The organism is Aminobacter sp. BA135, from assembly GCF_050859125.1.
GTDB lineage: Bacteria > Pseudomonadota > Alphaproteobacteria > Rhizobiales > Rhizobiaceae > Aminobacter > Aminobacter ciceronei.
The window spans coordinates 2235378-2251592 of record NZ_CP139572.1; the positions used below are offsets into that span (position 1 = coordinate 2235378).

General features: G+C 63.4%; 18 protein-coding genes and 1 pseudogene. 7 read left to right on the forward strand and 12 right to left on the reverse strand.

Going from position 1 to position 16215, the window contains the following annotated elements; translation table 11 throughout:
- Nucleotides 1-68 precede the first annotated feature (68 nt).
- The 5 genes and pseudogenes from SLT36_RS10900 to SLT36_RS10920 all read right to left on the reverse strand — a co-directional run bounded on the left by SLT36_RS10900 (nt 69) and on the right by SLT36_RS10920 (nt 3046).
- Nucleotides 69-611, reverse strand: coding sequence for a dihydrofolate reductase family protein (locus tag SLT36_RS10900; protein ID WP_432287406.1), 543 nt, complete (start codon nt 609-611; stop codon nt 69-71).
- Between the two features lie 92 nt (nt 612-703).
- Nucleotides 704-1125, reverse strand: a pseudogene (locus SLT36_RS10905) (aminoacyl-tRNA hydrolase); the annotation flags it as partial.
- A gap of 67 nt (nt 1126-1192) precedes the next feature.
- Nucleotides 1193-1603: a hypothetical protein gene (locus SLT36_RS10910; protein WP_432287408.1), complete on the reverse strand. Its 411-nt coding sequence runs from the start codon at nt 1601-1603 to the stop codon at nt 1193-1195.
- A gap of 66 nt (nt 1604-1669) precedes the next feature.
- Nucleotides 1670-2407: an aminoacyl-tRNA hydrolase gene (gene pth, locus SLT36_RS10915; RefSeq protein ID WP_432287410.1), complete on the reverse strand. Its 738-nt coding sequence runs from the start codon at nt 2405-2407 to the stop codon at nt 1670-1672.
- 27 nt (nt 2408-2434) lie between these two features.
- Nucleotides 2435-3046: a 50S ribosomal protein L25/general stress protein Ctc gene (locus SLT36_RS10920; RefSeq protein ID WP_067959407.1), complete on the reverse strand. Its 612-nt coding sequence runs from the start codon at nt 3044-3046 to the stop codon at nt 2435-2437.
- A 269-nt stretch (nt 3047-3315) separates the two neighbouring features.
- Here SLT36_RS10920 and SLT36_RS10925 point away from each other — a divergent pair, with 269 nt between their 5' ends.
- From SLT36_RS10925 to chrA, 3 genes are all read left to right on the forward strand, one after another.
- Nucleotides 3316-4080 (forward strand): sulfite exporter TauE/SafE family protein, encoded by a 765-nt coding sequence (locus tag SLT36_RS10925; RefSeq protein WP_067959410.1) that lies wholly within the window; start codon nt 3316-3318, stop codon nt 4078-4080.
- 121 nt (nt 4081-4201) lie between these two features.
- A complete protein-coding gene (locus SLT36_RS10930) occupies nt 4202-5005 on the forward strand; it encodes a chromate resistance protein ChrB domain-containing protein (protein ID WP_432288303.1) in 804 nt (267 codons plus the stop codon).
- Nucleotide 5006: 1 nt separating this feature from the next.
- Nucleotides 5007-6338, forward strand: coding sequence for a chromate efflux transporter (gene chrA, locus SLT36_RS10935; protein WP_432287411.1), 1332 nt, complete (start codon nt 5007-5009; stop codon nt 6336-6338).
- A 77-nt stretch (nt 6339-6415) separates the two neighbouring features.
- Here the strand turns inward: chrA and SLT36_RS10940 are convergent, their stop codons facing one another.
- The 6 genes from SLT36_RS10940 to lgt form a co-directional block, all read right to left on the reverse strand.
- Nucleotides 6416-7351: a ribose-phosphate pyrophosphokinase gene (locus tag SLT36_RS10940; RefSeq protein WP_067959419.1), complete on the reverse strand. Its 936-nt coding sequence runs from the start codon at nt 7349-7351 to the stop codon at nt 6416-6418.
- Nucleotides 7352-7464: 113 nt separating this feature from the next.
- Entirely contained in the window at nt 7465-8085 is a 621-nt protein-coding gene (locus SLT36_RS10945) for a hypothetical protein (RefSeq protein WP_432287412.1), read from the reverse strand.
- A gap of 43 nt (nt 8086-8128) precedes the next feature.
- Nucleotides 8129-9280: a M24 family metallopeptidase gene (locus SLT36_RS10950; RefSeq protein WP_067959425.1), complete on the reverse strand. Its 1152-nt coding sequence runs from the start codon at nt 9278-9280 to the stop codon at nt 8129-8131.
- Nucleotides 9281-9284: 4 nt separating this feature from the next.
- Nucleotides 9285-10076 carry a peptidoglycan editing factor PgeF gene (gene pgeF / locus SLT36_RS10955; RefSeq protein WP_432287414.1) on the reverse strand — a complete coding sequence of 264 codons (792 nt, stop codon included), beginning with the start codon at nt 10074-10076 and terminating at the stop codon, nt 9285-9287.
- A 105-nt stretch (nt 10077-10181) separates the two neighbouring features.
- Nucleotides 10182-11267 (reverse strand): class I SAM-dependent methyltransferase, encoded by a 1086-nt coding sequence (locus SLT36_RS10960; RefSeq protein WP_432287416.1) that lies wholly within the window; start codon nt 11265-11267, stop codon nt 10182-10184.
- Nucleotides 11264-12118 carry a prolipoprotein diacylglyceryl transferase gene (lgt, locus tag SLT36_RS10965; protein ID WP_432287417.1) on the reverse strand — a complete coding sequence of 285 codons (855 nt, stop codon included), beginning with the start codon at nt 12116-12118 and terminating at the stop codon, nt 11264-11266. Before lgt ends, SLT36_RS10960 begins: the two co-directional genes overlap by 4 nt.
- Before the next feature lie 202 nt (nt 12119-12320).
- On the opposite strand from lgt, the gene SLT36_RS10970 reads away from it, so the two are divergent.
- The 3 genes from SLT36_RS10970 to SLT36_RS10980 all read left to right on the forward strand — a co-directional run bounded on the left by SLT36_RS10970 (nt 12321) and on the right by SLT36_RS10980 (nt 13821).
- Nucleotides 12321-12635 (forward strand): accessory factor UbiK family protein, encoded by a 315-nt coding sequence (locus tag SLT36_RS10970; RefSeq protein WP_432287418.1) that lies wholly within the window; start codon nt 12321-12323, stop codon nt 12633-12635.
- A gap of 316 nt (nt 12636-12951) precedes the next feature.
- Nucleotides 12952-13452, forward strand: coding sequence for a YbjN domain-containing protein (locus SLT36_RS10975; RefSeq protein ID WP_067959436.1), 501 nt, complete (start codon nt 12952-12954; stop codon nt 13450-13452).
- Nucleotides 13453-13461: 9 nt separating this feature from the next.
- A complete protein-coding gene (locus tag SLT36_RS10980) occupies nt 13462-13821 on the forward strand; it encodes a tRNA-binding protein (RefSeq protein ID WP_432287420.1) in 360 nt (119 codons plus the stop codon).
- Between the two features lie 137 nt (nt 13822-13958).
- On the opposite strand, the gene SLT36_RS10985 is transcribed toward SLT36_RS10980, so the two are convergent.
- Nucleotides 13959-14963 carry a glycosyltransferase family 4 protein gene (locus tag SLT36_RS10985; protein ID WP_067959444.1) on the reverse strand — a complete coding sequence of 335 codons (1005 nt, stop codon included), beginning with the start codon at nt 14961-14963 and terminating at the stop codon, nt 13959-13961.
- A gap of 393 nt (nt 14964-15356) precedes the next feature.
- Here SLT36_RS10985 and SLT36_RS10990 point away from each other — a divergent pair, with 393 nt between their 5' ends.
- Nucleotides 15357-16205 (forward strand): MetQ/NlpA family ABC transporter substrate-binding protein, encoded by an 849-nt coding sequence (locus SLT36_RS10990; RefSeq protein ID WP_432287421.1) that lies wholly within the window; start codon nt 15357-15359, stop codon nt 16203-16205.
- The last annotated feature ends 10 nt before the right edge of the window (nt 16206-16215 follow it).

A 16215-nucleotide genomic window follows, 5' to 3' on the forward strand; every position in this document is an offset into this window, starting at 1 on the left:
TTGGTCCTATCGGGAAATCGGAATTTGCTCAGGGCTATGGGCGATAGGGCCTAAGATCGTCAAGTCTTTCAGCGTCGCACGCGGTATTGCGCATGCACTGCGCCGTTGGCCAAGGGCTTCGCAAAGGCGAGATCAAGCCAGCGATCTGCCTGTCTGCCGCCGAAAGCCCGTAAGCCTGATCCGAGGATTATGGGGATGGTGCCGATCTCGATTGTGTCGAGCAGGCCGGCATCCATGAACTGGCGGGCCAAATCGCCTCCGCCGAGCAGCCAGATGCGGCCTTTGGCACCCCGAGCGCGAAGATTGGCAAGCATTTCGGCTGGCGCGCCGACCATGGCTGCTGCGTTCTCGGGCAGATTGTCGAGCGGGCGCGAGGTAGCAACCAGGGAAGGGTATTTGGCGTAGGTCCATTCCGGTTCACGGCGGACGACATCATAGGTGGCGCGGCCCATGACGATGCCGCTCAGTGACGCCATGAAGCCGGAAAAGTCGTAATCGTCATCAGGTGGAAAGTTGTCGAGCCAGTCGAACGAGCCGTCCTCGCGGGCAATGAAGCCGTCAAGCGACATCGCGAACATGTAGATGACGTCGTCAATGCCTGTTGTCGCCATGATCTGCTCCCTGTTGTGGGATGGGTTCTATCATTGCGGCTGGTCGTCTTGTGTCAGGGGACTTTCACTGGCCGGGCGAATCCGGTGGCCCCTCAGTCCTTGCCGAGCAGCTTCTTCAGCATCGCGGCCATCGGCCCGGTCTCGGGAACCTTGACGGCAGGCTGGTTCGGTCGGGCCTGGCGAATGTGGCTCTGGGCCTTCGGCGCGTGCGGCTTGGGCGCCTTCGGCGGCGGGGTGTCATCAGCACTTGTCGGCTGCAGCTTGTCGCGCCGGCCCACCGTCACCTTGTTCATGAAGCCGTTGTCGTCGCCCTTGGTCAAAAGGTCGGCGCTGTCGGCCATGAGGTCGAGCAATACCTCCAGCCATTCCTTGTCGGACTTGGCGAAGTTGCTGAGCACACGGCCGTGCACCATCTGGTCGATGCCATGCGGACGCGGCGATAATCCTTGGCGATGTGCAGGTCGAGGGAGCGCATGCCGTTGTGGCCGCCGGCGCCGCCGCCAACCTTGACGCGTGGCGCCAGCTTCGCCGTGATCGGCGGGCTTCCTAATTCAGAGCGTAGCTCGAAAAGTTGCTTTGCTTTAGTTGGCGATCCCGTACGTGCCGCCGGCACCCGGGCGATGGATGTGGCCAGTGGGAAATTCAAGAATGGTAAGTCCAAGTTCAGATGCCAACTCCACCATGTGAGGCATAACCTCGGGGCTGCTGGAAAAATTCATATCGAGCCAGGCATGATTCCTGCCGAACATCGCCCAAACCTCGGATCGCCAAGGAGAAAACGCTGTTTCTTGCTCCTGTTCTGGCAGCGTAGTCCGACATGGGAACCGCTCTATCAGTTTCAGATACAGCGTATGCATTTTGGAGCCTGGTTCAGGCGGAGCGGGATCCGAAAGCCAATCGCCCCCATCTGCATCGAGTGAATCGAGGTAAGTTTCGAATTCGTCCCAGGCGGTTGAATCGTCCGCGCTGAGCGGGCCGGCATAAATTCCCACATCATATCCCACAGGCGCCTCTCGATGGCGGCGACCATCGAGTCTAACGCTCGTTGGAGGTGCAGTCTATTCCTTGCCGAGCAGCTTCTTCAGCATCGCGGCCATCGGGCCGGTCTCGGGAACCTTGACGGCGGGCTGGTTCGGGCGGGCCTGGCGGATGTGGCTCTGGGCCTTGGGCGCCTGCGGCTTGGCGGCCTTCGGCGGTGGCGCGTCGTTCGTACCAGTCGGCTGAAGCTTGTCGCGTAGCCCGACGGTCACCTTGTTCATGAAGCCGTTGTCGTCGCCCTTGGTCAAAAGGTCGGCGCTGTCGGCCAGCAGGTCTAGCAGGACGTCGAGCCACTCCTTGTCGGCCTTGGCGAAGTCGCCGAGCACGTGGCCGTGGACCATCTCCTTGACGCCGGGATGGCCTATGCCGATGCGGACGCGGCGATAATCCCTGGCGATGTGCTGGTCGATGGAGCGGATGCCGTTGTGGCCGCCGGCGCCGCCGCCAACCTTGACCCTCACCTTGCCGGCAACGAGGTCGAGTTCGTCATAGAAGACGGTGAGATCGGCAGGGGCGAGCTTGTAGAAGCGCATGGCCTCGCCGACCGACTGGCCGGACAGGTTCATGAAGGTCTGAGGCTTGATCAGGACGATCTTTTCGCCGGCGATGTTGCCCTCAGCGACCATGCCCTTGAACTTCTTCGTCCAGGGCGAAAACGAATGGCGGCGGGCAATTGCGTCCGCCGCCATGAAGCCGACATTGTGCCGGTTGTTCTGGTATTGCGTACCCGGATTGCCGAGACCTGCAAAGAGCAGCATGTGTCGGGATCTCCGGGTATGCGCCGATTATGCCTCGGAGGCAGCCTCGGTTGCGCCTTCTTCCGACTTCGATGCCGAGGTGCCGGCGATCGTTGCGATGGTGAAGTCGCGGTCGGAGATGACGGGCTTCACGCCCTTCGGCAGTTTGACGGCCGAGATGTGGATCGAATCGCCGATGTCGACGCCGTCGAGATCGACGGTGATGAACTCGGGGATCGCGTTGGCCGGGCAGTGGAACTCGACCTCGTGACGGACGATGTTCAGCGCACCACCGCGCTTTAGGCCTGGCGACTTCTCTTCATTGATGAAGTGAACCGGAACCTGGACGTTGACTTCGGTGTTTGCGCCAACGCGCAGGAAGTCGACATGCATCGGGAAGTCGCGGACCGGATCAAGCTGGTAGTCCTTCGGCAGGACCTTGATCTTCTTGCCGTCGACGTCGATCGTCGCCACGGTGGTCAGGAAGCCGCCGCCATGGATCTTGTAGAAGATGTCCTTGTAGGACAGGGCGATGGCCAGGGGAGGCTGCTTGTCGCCGTAAATGACTGCAGGCACTTTGCCGTTGCGACGAACTTCACGGGCGGACCCCTTACCGACCAGTTCGCGTGCTTCGGCCTTGAGCTCGTATGTTTCGCTCATGGCATTTCCTTTCGGTTGTATGGAGCGCCTACGGCGGGCATGAAGCCTGATCCGTAAACGTCGAAAGCCGCCGGGTGAGGCGGCCTTCCGCCGCGTTGCCTCCAAGGGTGTCTACGCGGGTGGCGGCTCTATATCGGAAGGCGGCAAAAAGTGCAACCGCCGCACCGGTTTTGGGGCTGGCTCGCTGTTGGCGCCGCTGTGGCTGCTCGCACTTATGCTGCCAAGCCTGTATCAGGCCGAGCTCAACTAACTAAGCCGACAAGTTCATCATGTACGAAATTCTCCCGCTCCAGCTTTCGACTGGTACCATCGTGGTGCTGGTCATTGCCGCCTTCGTTGCCGGTTGCGCGCGGGGCTTCTCGGGTTTTGGCGGGGCGCTGATCTTCGTGCCGGTGGCAAGCGCGCTGATTGGCGCCAAGCTTGCCGTGCCGTTGCTCTTGATCGTCGACCTGGTGCTGACGCCGGGGCTGATCCCCAAGGCGTGGCGCAGCGCTGACCGCGGTAATGTCGGGGTTATGGCGCTGGGGGCGATGATTGGCGTGCCCAGCGGCACTTACCTGCTCACCCATGTCGACGGCGTCATGATCCGCTGGGCGATCGTCGCAATCGTTGCCGGGCTGCTGGCGCTCCTGATGTCGGGCTGGCGCTATCATGGCCGCCCGCATGCCAGCCTGACGGCGGCGGTCGGCATGACCTCGGGGGTGTTTTCGGGCGCTGCCCAGGTCGGCGGGCCACCCGTCGTCGCCTACTGGCTCGGCGGCGCCATCCCGCCGCTGACGGTGCGGGCCAACATCGTGCTCTATTTCGCCATATCGAGTGTGCTGTCGATCACCAGCTACCTCATTGCCGGCCTGCTGACCTGGGAGACGGTTGGGCTGTCGCTGACCATCGGGCCGACCTTCGCAATCGGCCTCTATATCGGTTCGCGCCTGTTCAGTCGCGCCAACGAGGCAACCTTCCGGCGCATCTGCTACGGCCTGATCGCCACCGCCGCGATCATCGGCCTGCCGGCACTCGACGGTGTGCTGCGATGATTGAACCGGTCGACGCTTTCAAATAGACTTCACATATCGGGGGCATGGTGGACTCCCCGTGAGGCCGAAGGGCCCAAGCTCCGCCTTCGCGATGTTGTGCGGAGGAAAGACCATGCCCGGAATGATCTCAGCAATAGAACTGATCCATCTCATCGGTACCGAGAAGTGTCCTTTGATTGTCGACGTGCGTCGCCGCGCCGCGTTTGCTGCCGCGCCGACGCGGATCGCCGGTGCGTTGTGGCGCGACCACATGAAGGTAGGGGAGTGGCTGCCGCAGTTTCCGGCGGGGAGGAGCATCGTCGTCTATTGTGCGCATGGCCACAATGTCAGCGAGATCGGGCGGACCAAGCTGCTCGCCGCCGGTGCGGATGCGCTGATGTTGGAAGGTGGCATCGATGCCTGGCTTGCGGCTGGCGGGCCTGTCGTGGCGCGCAAGGCACCAGGCCTCGAGCCGGGGCTGCCATGGCCCAGCGAATGGGTGACGCGGGCGCGGCCGAAGATCGACCGCATCGCCTGTCCATGGCTGATCAGGCGCTTCATCGACCCGCTGGCCATTTTCCACTTCGTCTCGGCCGAATGGGTCAAGGACGTCGCCGACGAGACCGGCGCCATCCCCTTCGACATCAAGGACGTGCATTATTCGCACCGTGGCGACGACTGCAGCTTCGACACACTGATAGCGAAATTCGGCCTGTCGGATCCACCGCTGCTGCATCTCGCCCGCATCGTCAGGGCTGCGGATACGGCGCGGCCTGACATGGAGCCCGAGGCTGCAGGACTTCTCGCCATGTCGCTCGGCCTGTCGGCCATCGAAGGCGACGATCATGCCCAGCTCGAAAGAGGCATGACGCTCTATGATGCGCTCTATGGCTGGTGCCGTTACGCCACCCAGGAAACCCACAACTGGCCAGCGAAGGCGGTTTGACATGGATGCCACGCTGCCAAGCCCCAACCCTTCCTTCGGAGAGGCGACGAGGACCTTCGCCAGGATCGGGCTTTTGTCGTTCGGTGGGCCGGCCGGCCAGATCGCGCTGATGCACAGGATCCTCGTCGACGAGAAACGCTGGCTCGACGAACCGCGTTTCCTGCATGCGCTCAACTATTGCATGCTGTTGCCCGGACCCGAGGCAATGCAGCTTGCGACCTACTCCGGCTGGTTGCTGCACGGCATCAGGGGCGGTCTGGTGGCCGGACTATTGTTCGTGCTGCCCGGTGCCTTGGTCATCACCGCATTGTCGGCGATCTACCTCACCGTCGGCCATGTCACGCTGGTGCAAGGGCTGCTGTTCGGGCTCAAGGCGGCAGTGCTTGCCGTCGTGCTCGAGGCGTTGATCAAGGTGTCAAGGCGGGCGCTGAAGGGTGGCGCGATGGTCGCACTGGCGATTGTGGCCTTCATTGCCATTGCCTTCCTCAAGCTGCCATTTCCGCTGATCGTCGTCGCGGCGGCGGCAATCGGCGCGGTGCTGCACCTCGCCGGGCTGCAACAGAGCGGCGCCAAGGCGGCTGACGAAGATGACGTCGCCTACGCCATGCCGGAATGGACAAGGCCCAGCGCGCGGCGGCTCTTCTCCACGCTCGCCGTCTGGCTGGCAATCTGGTTCGTGCCGCTGATCATCCTGTGGCAGGCGCTCGGTCCGGCCCATGTCTACACGGCGGAAGCGACCTTCTTCTCCAAGATGGCAGCGGTGACCTTTGGCGGTGCCTATGCCGTGCTTGCCTATGTCGCCCAGCAGGCGGTCGAGGTGCATGGCTGGCTGAAGCCCGACGAGATGCTGACCGGCCTCGGCCTTGCCGAGACGACGCCGGGGCCGTTGATCCTGGTGCTGGTCTTCGTCGGCTTCCTCGGCGGCGCTCGGCTTGCGGCGCTGGCGCCCTTGGCCGGTGGCATTGGCGGGGCGTTGGTGACGCTGTGGTTCACCTTCGTGCCGTGTTTCCTGTGGGTCTTCGTCGGCGCGCCCTATGTCGAGACGGTACGCCATGTGCGCTGGTTGGCGAGCGCGCTGTCGGCGGTGACGGCGGCAGTGGTCGGCATCATCGCCAATCTCGCCGTGTGGTTTGGGCTCCACGTCCTGTTCGGTAAGGTCGACGAGGTGGGTTGGGGGCCGTTCGTGCTGCCGGCACCTGAAATCGGCAGCTTCGACGCGGTTGCAGCGGTCATCGCGGTCGCCGCCGGCGTGGCGCTGATCCACTTCAAGGCCAACATGATCGCCGTACTCGCCGTCGCGGCGCTCGCCGGCATGGCCTGGCGGATGTTCTGAAACAGTGCTGCCGGGACGAAAAAGCCCCGCCTCGGCATGCCAGGCGGGGCTTTGAAATGTCTGCTTGCGGCAAAGAATCAGTCGAACAGGCTCGACACCGATTCTTCGGTCGCCGTGCGCGAAATCGCTTCGCCGATCAGGTCGCCGATCGAGACGACGCGAATGTTGTGTGCGTCCATGACAGCCTGGGTCGGCTGGATCGAGTCGGTAATGACCAGTTCCTGCAACTGCGAGCCGGCGATGCGGGCAGCGGCACCGCCCGAGAGCACGCCGTGGGTGATGTAGGCGGTGACGGAGGTGGCGCCCTTGGCGAGCAGCGCGTCGGCCGCGTTGCACAGCGTGCCGCCGGAATCGACGATGTCGTCGATCAGCAGGCAATCCTTGCCGTGCACTTCGCCGATGACGTTCATCACTTCGGATTCACCGGGGCGCTCACGGCGTTTGTCGACGATGGCAAGCTGGGCGTCGATGCGCTTGGCCAGCGCACGTGCACGCACCACGCCGCCGACGTCAGGCGAAACCACCGTGACGTTGCCCAACTGCTTGTACTTGGCCTTGACGTCGCGGGCCATGACCGGAACCGAGAACAAATTGTCGGTCGGGATGTCGAAGAAGCCCTGGATCTGGCCGGCATGCAGGTCGAGCGTCAGCACGCGGTTGGCGCCGGCACGCGCAATCATGTTGGCGACGAGCTTGGCCGAGATCGGCGTGCGGCCGGAGGCGCGGCGATCCTGCCGTGCATAGCCGAAATAGGGGATGACGGCCGTGATGCGCCGTGCCGACGAGCGCATGAAGGCATCGATCATGATGAGCAGTTCCATCAGGTGATCGTTGGTCGGGAAGGCGGTCGACTGCAGGATGAAGACATCCTCGCCGCGCACGTTCTCCTGAATTTCGACGAAGATTTCCTGGTCGGCGAAGCGCCTGACGCTGGCCTTGCCCAGGGGAATGTTGAGATAGCGAGCGACAGCTTCTGCTAGCACCCGGTTGGAATTGCCCGCGAAGAGTTTCATACGCCGATCCTGGAAGTGAATATGAGCGGGCTTTTAGCGGCCTTGGCTCGTATTGCAAGCGGAGTCGCCATTGAATCCCAAAAAAGCGACATATCGGAACGGAATGCCGCAGCTTAGCCTGGTTTTGCCGCCAGCCACTGGGCCAACTGGTCGATGGTGTTGTCGGCGATGGTCTGCATGGTCGCGGGCGCTACCGTTGGCCATCCTTCACCGCCGCCGATCGACGGCGCGGTCTGCTGGCCGTTGATGCGGTGCAGCCGGGTGCCGGCGGGGTCGTAGACGTCCCAGACATAGACGACCGTCGTGTCCTTGCCCTCGGTCATTGCCGAGAAATAGCCGCGCATGATGATGCCGGGCGGCGTGGTGTCGGTGCTGCCGGCGAGCGTGATGCCGCGTTCGCGGGCCCTGATGCCGAGGCGCTGGGTCAGCGGCGTCGCCGCTTCGACGGTGGCGCCGACGATCGGGGCGAACTGCACGCGCGCTTTGCCGACGATGGCGGCGGTCTGTGCCGGAGCGGCCGCTGCAGCAGTCGGTGCAGGACCCGCTGCTGCGGCCGCGGTTGCCGCGCCCGTCACGGCGGGTGCTGCGACATCGGTGCCTTCAGTCCGGGCAAGTGCCGTCGATTGCTCGGTGGGGGCCACGGCAGACGGTTCAAGGACGTCCTTGGCGCTGTTGCAAGCGGACAGGGCGGCAGAGGCGGACAGGCAGGCTGCCGCAAAAATCCAACGTCTCATTTGCCCGAACTCCTTGGCAAACGCCCCTCAGCGCTCTGCGCACTCATCGTACGATCAAGTCGAGATCATGGCGGGACAGCGGCTTGGGTGCGGATTCAGTGGTCAGATAGGTACGACCCAACGTCATCGCGGTCTCGGTTTCCGAATCCATGATGATCATGTGGGCGAACAAAGTCATGTTGGGGGCAATCGGTTCGGGATTGCCCTGGTAGAACATCGGCATGTCCATCCAGGACGGGGTAAAGCGGGCGCCGACCGAGTAACCGCAAGCATTGAGCCGATGCTTGGTCAGGTCATGTGCTTCCAGCGTGCGGGCATGCGCGTCGAAGACGTCGCCGAAGGTGTTGCCCGGCGTCATCGCCTTTTCAACCGCCAGCAGGGCGGCCAGCGAGGCATCGTAGAGCTCCTGGTGGCGCCTGGAGGCCTTGCCGGTCAGCACCGTGCGCATCATCGGCGCATGGTAGTGGTTGAATACGCCGGCCCATTCCAACGTTAGCTGGTCGTTCTTGTTGAGCTTGCGGCGGCCGGACTTGTAGCGGCAGAGCAGGGCATCCGCGCCGGAGCCGATGATGAACTCGTTGGCGGGATAGTCGCCGCCGCCGGTGAAGATCGCGCCCTGCATGGCGGCCAGGATCCTGGCTTCGTCACCGCCCTGCTTGATCAGCGGCAGGGCCGCGTCGAGCGCATCGTCGGCGAGGCTCGCCGCTTTTTCCGCCTTTTCGATTTCAGCCGGGCTCTTGAACAGGCGCAAACGCCCGACGATGCCGGACGCATCGACGATCTGGCCGAAGGTCTGCAACTGCTCGTCGAGGCGGCGGCCGTTGAACGCGGTCAGGCCATGGGTGTCGTATTCGACGCCGACACGCGCTCCGAGCAGGCCGAGATCGTTGAGCAGGTTGCGCAGGTCGAGCGTCGGATTCGCATTGTCGCGGTCGGTCCACAGCACGATGTTTTCAATGATCGAGGTGTGGCGTGCCTGGCGCAGGTCGGCCGAACGGGTCAACAGCGTCATCGAGCCGTCGGCCATCACCACCAGCGACTGGAAGAAGCAGAAGCCGAACGTGTCGTAGCCGGTCAGCCAATACATGCTTTCCTGCGCGAACAGGACGACGGCATCGAGCTTCTTTTCGGCCATCTCGATCATCAGCCGGTCGCGCCGGGCGTCGAATTCGGTTCGTTCGAAATGCAGCGCCATGCTGTCAGTCCTCCAATGCAATTGCCGAAATCTGCCGCCCGTAATCAGCTTCCTTGCGGTGCGTGGTGCGCCGGTAGGAGTAAAACAGCTCTTCTTCCGCATAGGTGCAGCGGTTCAGAGCTTCCGCCTGAACGCCGGCCTTGCGCAGCCGGTCGACCGTGTAGAGGTTGAGGTCGAACATGTGGTGGCCGGCATTCGCCGACGGTGTGAAGTACCTGGCATTGTCGGCGTCGCCTTCGACGAAGCGGGCGACGAATTCGGGGCCGACCTCGTAATTGGCGGCGCTGATCGACGGGCCGAGCACGGCGAGGATGCGCTCGCGCCTGGCGCCTAGGCCCTCCATCGCGGCAACTGTGTTTTCGAGCACGCCCGTAAAGGCGCCTTTCCAGCCGGCATGGGCAGCACCGATGATGCGTGCTTGCGGGTCGGCAAACAGCACGGGGCCGCAATCGGCCGAAGAGGCACCGAGCGCGATGCCGGGCCTGTCGGTCACCAGCGCGTCGGCCTTGGGGCGGCCGTCGGCAAAGGGGCCGGTGGCGACAACGACGTCGGGCGAATGGACCTGATAAAGGCTGAGCAGGTGGTCGGCCGGCACACCCATCCAACTGGCGACGCGGCGGCGATTCTCGGCCACGCGCGTCTGGTCGTCGTCGGAGCCGACGCCGATGTTGAGGCCCTGATAGATGCCTTCGGAGACCCCGCCGGTGCGGGTGAAGTAACCGTGGCGGATGCCATTGGCCTCCGCGCTGGCGAGCAAGTTGGACCGGATCGGATCCGGCTTCGAGTCGTTCAGCATTGCCGCCTTGTCATCCTCGTCAGCGATTTCGTCAAGGCCGGACCAGCCGCCACAGGTCGCCTCGCCATCTCGAGGCCGGACAGTGGGGCAGGCGCAAGCGTGCTGTCAACTGACGGCGGGGAAGGGAATTCTTGTGCCACGCGGAGCAACCGCAAGCACCTTGAACAGTGTTCCCATGGCATCGGGGCCGGCCAGCCGCTCGACCTCGCCGCGGATCTTTTCACGCCCGGCGGCGTCCGCATCTGCACCGAGCTTGCCGGCGCGTTCGAGCAGCCCCATGGCGAGCAGGAACGCGCCCTGGGTTGCCAGATGCGCATCAAGCCCATGTGCCCGGGCTGCCAAAGCAAGGGCCGCGAAGTCGACATGCGAGGTGAGGTCAGCCTCGCCGGGATGGGCGAGCACGTTGTCATATTGGTGCTTGCGCAGCGCCTGCAGCGTGTCGCCGATACCTGGTTCGACATGGCCGTAGTCGAAGAACAGGCCGGCGCCGCCAAAGGTGGCGAGATGGGTGGCGATCTGCTCCATCGTGCCGGTGCGCGCCGGGGCGAATTCGAAGATCGCACCCTCTGGCGCGGTCGCGGCGGCAACCGGCAGCAGCGCCCTCTCGATCGTTGCCGGGCCGGCAACGAAGCCAAGCTCGCCGGTTTCATCGAGGCCAACGGCGCGCTCGTGCCAAGCGGCACCGATCCTGACGAACTGGCGGGTCGGGATGGCGTCGAACAGTTCGTTACCGACGATGAACAGTGGCGCAGTGGGCAGCGTCGACACCGTGTCGTGCCAGTCGATCCGGATGCCGTTGCTGGCGAGCGTCTGTTTCTGCACCCCACGCAGCTTCGGGCTCGTCTCAACCAGGGCGATGGAGGCGCCGGCGACGAAAGCGCTGTCGAGTTTTTGCAGAACCCTGAGCACGTCCTTCATCAGCGTGCCGCGCCCAGGGCCGATCTCGGCCAACGTCGCGCCGGTTGGAGACCCTGCCGCCTGCCAGGCGGCATAAAGCCAGACGGCGACGAGTTCGCCGAACATCTGGCTGACCTCGGGCGCCGTAGTGAAATCGCCCTCGACACCGAACGGCTCGCGCGTCGTGTAATAGCCGTCAGTTGGATCGAACAGGCACAGCGCCATGTAGTCGGCGACGCTGATCGGGCCCGATGCCGCGATCAGGCCTGCGATGCGCGTCCTGAGCGCAGTCATGCCGGCCTTGCGGTCTGCGTGACCGGCTTGGCCGACAGCATCGCCCACAGGCCGATCAGCACCATCGGCACCGACAGCACCATGCCCATGGTCAGCCAGCCGCCGAGGAGATAGCCGATCTGCTGGTCGGGCTCACGGAAGAACTCGACGAATATGCGCGACAGGCCATAGCCGCAGACGAAGGCGCCGGCGATGAAACGCGGCGTTTTCAGTTTGAGCCTGGAATGGGTGAGGAAACGCAGCACGAGGAACAGGACCAGGCCTTCGAGCAGGGCCTCGTAGATCTGGCTCGGGTGACGCAAGAAAGGTCCGCCGGTGGGAAACTCGATCGCCCATGGCACGTCGGTCACCCGGCCCCATAGCTCCGAATTGATGAAGTTGGCGAGGCGCACCAGGCCGAGGCCGACCGGCACGCCAGCGGCAACGACGTCGATCAGCGACCAGACGAGGATGCCGTGCTTGCGGGCGAACAGCACCATGGCAAGGGTGACGCCGAGCAGGCCGCCATGAAACGACATGCCGCCCTGCCAGACCGCGAAGATGTCGAGCGGATTGGAGATGTAGCGAGCGAGGTCGTAAAACAGGATGTAGCCGATGCGGCCACCGAGCACGACGCCAGCCGCTGCCCAGACCAGGAAATCGTCGAGGGCCTCGGGCTTCATCGGCAGCACGCCGTTCGGCCACAGACGGGTGTTGGTCACCAGCCGTTTGCCGTACCACCAGGCAAACAGGATGCCGACGATATAGCCCAGCCCGTACCAGTGAATGGCCAGCGGCCCGAGTTGCAAGATGACGGGATCGATGTTCGGAAAGGGCAGGGCAGCCAGCGGCAAGGCAAGGTATTCGCTCAAGTCAGTCTCCAGGGCAGGCAATCGCGGCGGACCATGCGGCAGGCTTTTGGCACGGTCAAGGCAGGCAACCCCGCAGTAACCGAGAAGTCATTGCGAGCAGGCGGGCATCTTTGCCGCAGCATTTGGTACCCTGTCGGGCCACGATATCCTTGCATTCCGGGGCTTGCCCCACTACGTCGAATGGACAACGCGAGGGTTAGCCATGACGACCGGACCGAACCGCATTCTGGATGAATTCGCCAAGCTGATGACCGATGCCGCGGGTGCCGCCCAGGGCGTCAGGCGCGAGGTCGAAACCGCGTTCCGTTCGCAGGCCGAGCGGGCGATGAATTCGCTCGAACTGGTCCAGCGCGAGGAGTTCGAGGCGGTTCGCGACATGGCGATCAAGGCACGTGCCGAAAACAAGGCGCTGGTTGCCCGCATCGAGGCGCTCGAGGCTCAACTCGCCGGCCGCGGCGGTGAAGATGCCGACACGGCCTCACCGGCGGCCTCGCCAAAGCCCCGTACAAAGAAATAATTCGTTAACTTTTCCACAAAGCGCCATCCGAAAAAGTGCTTTGTCGTGAATCGCTTACCGGCGCTTTGTGAATCTGCGCCGCAGCCTGTTTCCACATCCGAATGGGACGTTGCGAAAAATTGGGCTGTTCACGAGAGTCACGATCAATACACTGAATTTACTGCACGATTCGAAACAGCGTCGTGCACCGGATGGCGCGGTCCGGCTGGGGGGTATTGAGTCCGGCAGCGCTGGTCGTCCGAGTTCAGGAATAAGTTCGTCGTGTGTGTCCCCCGCGCGGAGCGCGATGACGCGCCCGGAACGACAGGAAGCATTTATGGAACTTCTCGAACTCGAGTTCTCCCGCGAAATCCATCCGGTGGATGTCATCGAGCAGGTGGCTCATAACAACGACTGGGCGTTCGAACGTGCCGGCGACGACGAGATTTCGATTTCGGTTGTCGGCAACTGGACCGAGTACCAGGTGTCGTTTTCCTGGATGGAAGACTTCGAGGCCCTGCACCTGGCATGCGCCTTCGATGTCAAGGTGCCGGAAAGCCGTACGCTTGAGATCCTCAGGCTCTTGTCGCTGATCAACGAGCAGATGCTGTTCGGGCATTTCGACCTTTGGGAAACCGAAGGCGCGATCATGTTCCGCCAGTCGCTGCTGCTCGCCGGCGGCGTCGAGCCGACCAGCCAGCAGGTCGAAGTGCTGTTGTCCTCGGCGCTTGAAGCCTGCGAATGCTATTTCCAGGCTTTCCAGTTCGTCGTCTGGTCGGGCACCTCGGCCAAGGACGCACTGGCCAGCGTGCTGTTCGAGACGCACGGCAACGCCTGAGACTGTCGGATGAGTTCGCACAAAGCGCTGAAAGCTGAGATCAGCTTTGCCGATTTCGACAAAGTCGACATCCGCACCGGCACGATCGTCGAGGTCGAGCCGTTCCCGGAAGCGCGCAAGCCGGCGTTCAAACTGAAGATCGATTTTGGCGCCGAAATCGGCGTCAAGAAATCGTCGGCGCAGATCACCAAATATTATACGCCCGAGACGCTGCTGGGTCGGCAGGTGTTCGCCGTCGTCAACTTCCCGCCGCGCCAGATCGGCCCATTCATGTCGGAAGTGCTCACCCTTGGCTTCCCCGACAAGGATGGCGACGTCGTGCTCGGCGCCATAGAGCGCAAGGTGCCGGACGGCGGCCGCCTGTTCTAGGATTCAGGTGAGGCCGGCCTGCAAATGGCCGCTCCCTGCGTTTCCGGTGCTCACCTACCCAAATGTACGGTCCGTTCCGGTTCTCGGAACCCACCATTTTCGACTCGGCCTGACCTGAATCGCGGATGCGCTGGGCATCACGCGGCGTAAGCCGCCTTCACATTGTCCAGGAACATTTCGGCGCAGGCATTCCAGGTGTAGCGCATGGCCCGTTCGCGGGCCTCGGTGCGGTCGACCTTGAGTGCGCCCAGTGCTGCCTCGCGCAGGTCTTCCGAAACAACGCCTCCGATGCCGTCGCCGACGATGTCGATCGGCCCCGTCACCGGATAGGCGGCAACAGGCGTGCCGCTGGCCAGCGCTTCGATGATGACATTGCCGAAGGTGTCGGTGCGGCTCGGGAAGACGAAAACGTCTGATGAGGCGTAGATCTCGGCCAGTTCGTCGCTCGGGCGGCGCCCGAGGAAATGCGCCTCAGGATATTTTGCCTTCAGCCTTTCGAGTTCTGGCCCGTCGCCGACAAGCACCTTGGTGCCGGGCAGGTCGAGGTCGAGGAAGGCTGGCAGGTTCTTCTCCACCGCGATGCGGCCGACGCACAGGAAGATCGGCCGCGGCAGGTCCATCTCGACCTTCTTGTCGGGATGGAAGTGGTTGATGTCGACGCCGCGCGTCCATGGTCGGAGTTTTTCGAAGCCCCGCGATGCCAGGTCGTCGGCGAGCGACTGCGTTGCGACCATGCAGCCCTGGCCGGAGTTGTGGAAATTGCGCAGCAGGCCGTAGGTCCAGCTCTCCGGCAGCGGCAGACGGGCGCTTACATATTCGGGAAAGCGGGTGTGGTAGCTTGTGGTAAAGGGGCGCTTATTGGCGAGGCAATAGCGCCGCGCCATCATGCCGAGCGGTCCCTCGGTGACGAGATGGATGTGATCGGGACGCCGTTGCTCGATGATCCGCGCGACGTTGCCGGGTGTCGTCAGCGCCAGCCGGATGTCGGGATAGGTCGGCATCGGCAAGGTGCGGAAGATGTTTGGCGTCAGGAAGTCGGCCTCGGCACCGAAGGCGGTCAGGGTTTCGGCCAGCCGTTCGAGCGTGTGGACGACGCCGTTGATCTGCGGACGCCATGCGTCGGTGACCATCAGGATGCGCAAGGGCGTCTTCCCCGTTGTCCGCGTCCCGGCCTGCCGGGAATCAGCGGTCCTCCATTCGTTGCGAGGCGCCTTTGAGCAGCATTGCATGACGCTGGAATGACGACGGCTTTGTTCGCAACGGCTGCAGCGCCGCGCGTCCAGTCGGATGCCCGCAGGGCGCTGTACCGATTTGAAGTGATGCATGACGCGAAAATTGACTTGGATTTTCGGGTCATGCGCGGGCGAGGTCGGTTCTGCCCGAACCGGCATTTTCTTTGTGACGATTTTTCCCGGGGCGGGGCTCGGTGTGAAATCCGATCCTTTGCCTGGAGAGGGGCGTTTGCCGAGGATATGGCCAAGCTTCGCATTAGCGGGGCGAGCCATCCTCCCAACGGCTCTCAGTGAGAATTCGAAATGACCGAGATCACCAAGTCCCTTTCCAACCGCAACACGATCAGCCGCCGCACGGCATTTGCCGCGCTGCTCGCCTCCGTCGTCACCGTCATCAGCTTCACCGTTCCGCACCAGGCGCTCGCCGAGGCTAAGACCGCGATCAAGGTCGGCATCATCTCGGGCGAGGACGAGGATGTCTGGCGCGTGGTGAAGGCCGAGGCCGCCAAGCAGGGCCTCGCCATCGAAACCGTCGTGTTCAACGACTACACCCAGCCAAACGAGGCGCTGGAGCGCGGCGAGATCGACGCCAACGCCTTCCAGCACCAGCCTTATCTCGACAACCAGATCAAGACGCAGGGCTACCATATTACCCCAGTCGGCTACACCGGCCTGTGGCCGATCGGGCTCTATTCGAAGAAGCACGCCAAGGTCGAGGCGCTGCCGGAAGCCGCCGTCATCGGCGTTCCCAACGATCCCTCCAACGAAGGCCGAGCCCTGCGGGTGCTCGCCGACGCCGGCCTGATAAAGCTCAAGGACGGCACCGGCATCCTGGCAACCGTCGCCGACGTCGTCGATAATCCGAAGAAGTTCGAGATCAAGGAACTCGACGCCGGCATCGTCGGCCGTTCGGTCGAGGATCTCGACGCCGCGGTGGTCAATACCGACTGGGCGCTGAAGAGCGGGCTGACGCCCGAGAACCGGATCGCCCAGGAGCCGGTCGCAGAAAATCCGTACCGCAACTTCATCGCCGTCAAGACCGGCAGCGAGAACGAAGGCTGGGTCAAGAAGCTTATCGCCGCCTATCAGAACCCGACCGTCAAGGCCGAGTTCGACCGCGTCTACAAGGGCACCGGCGTCGCCGCCTACTGAGCTTGACGAC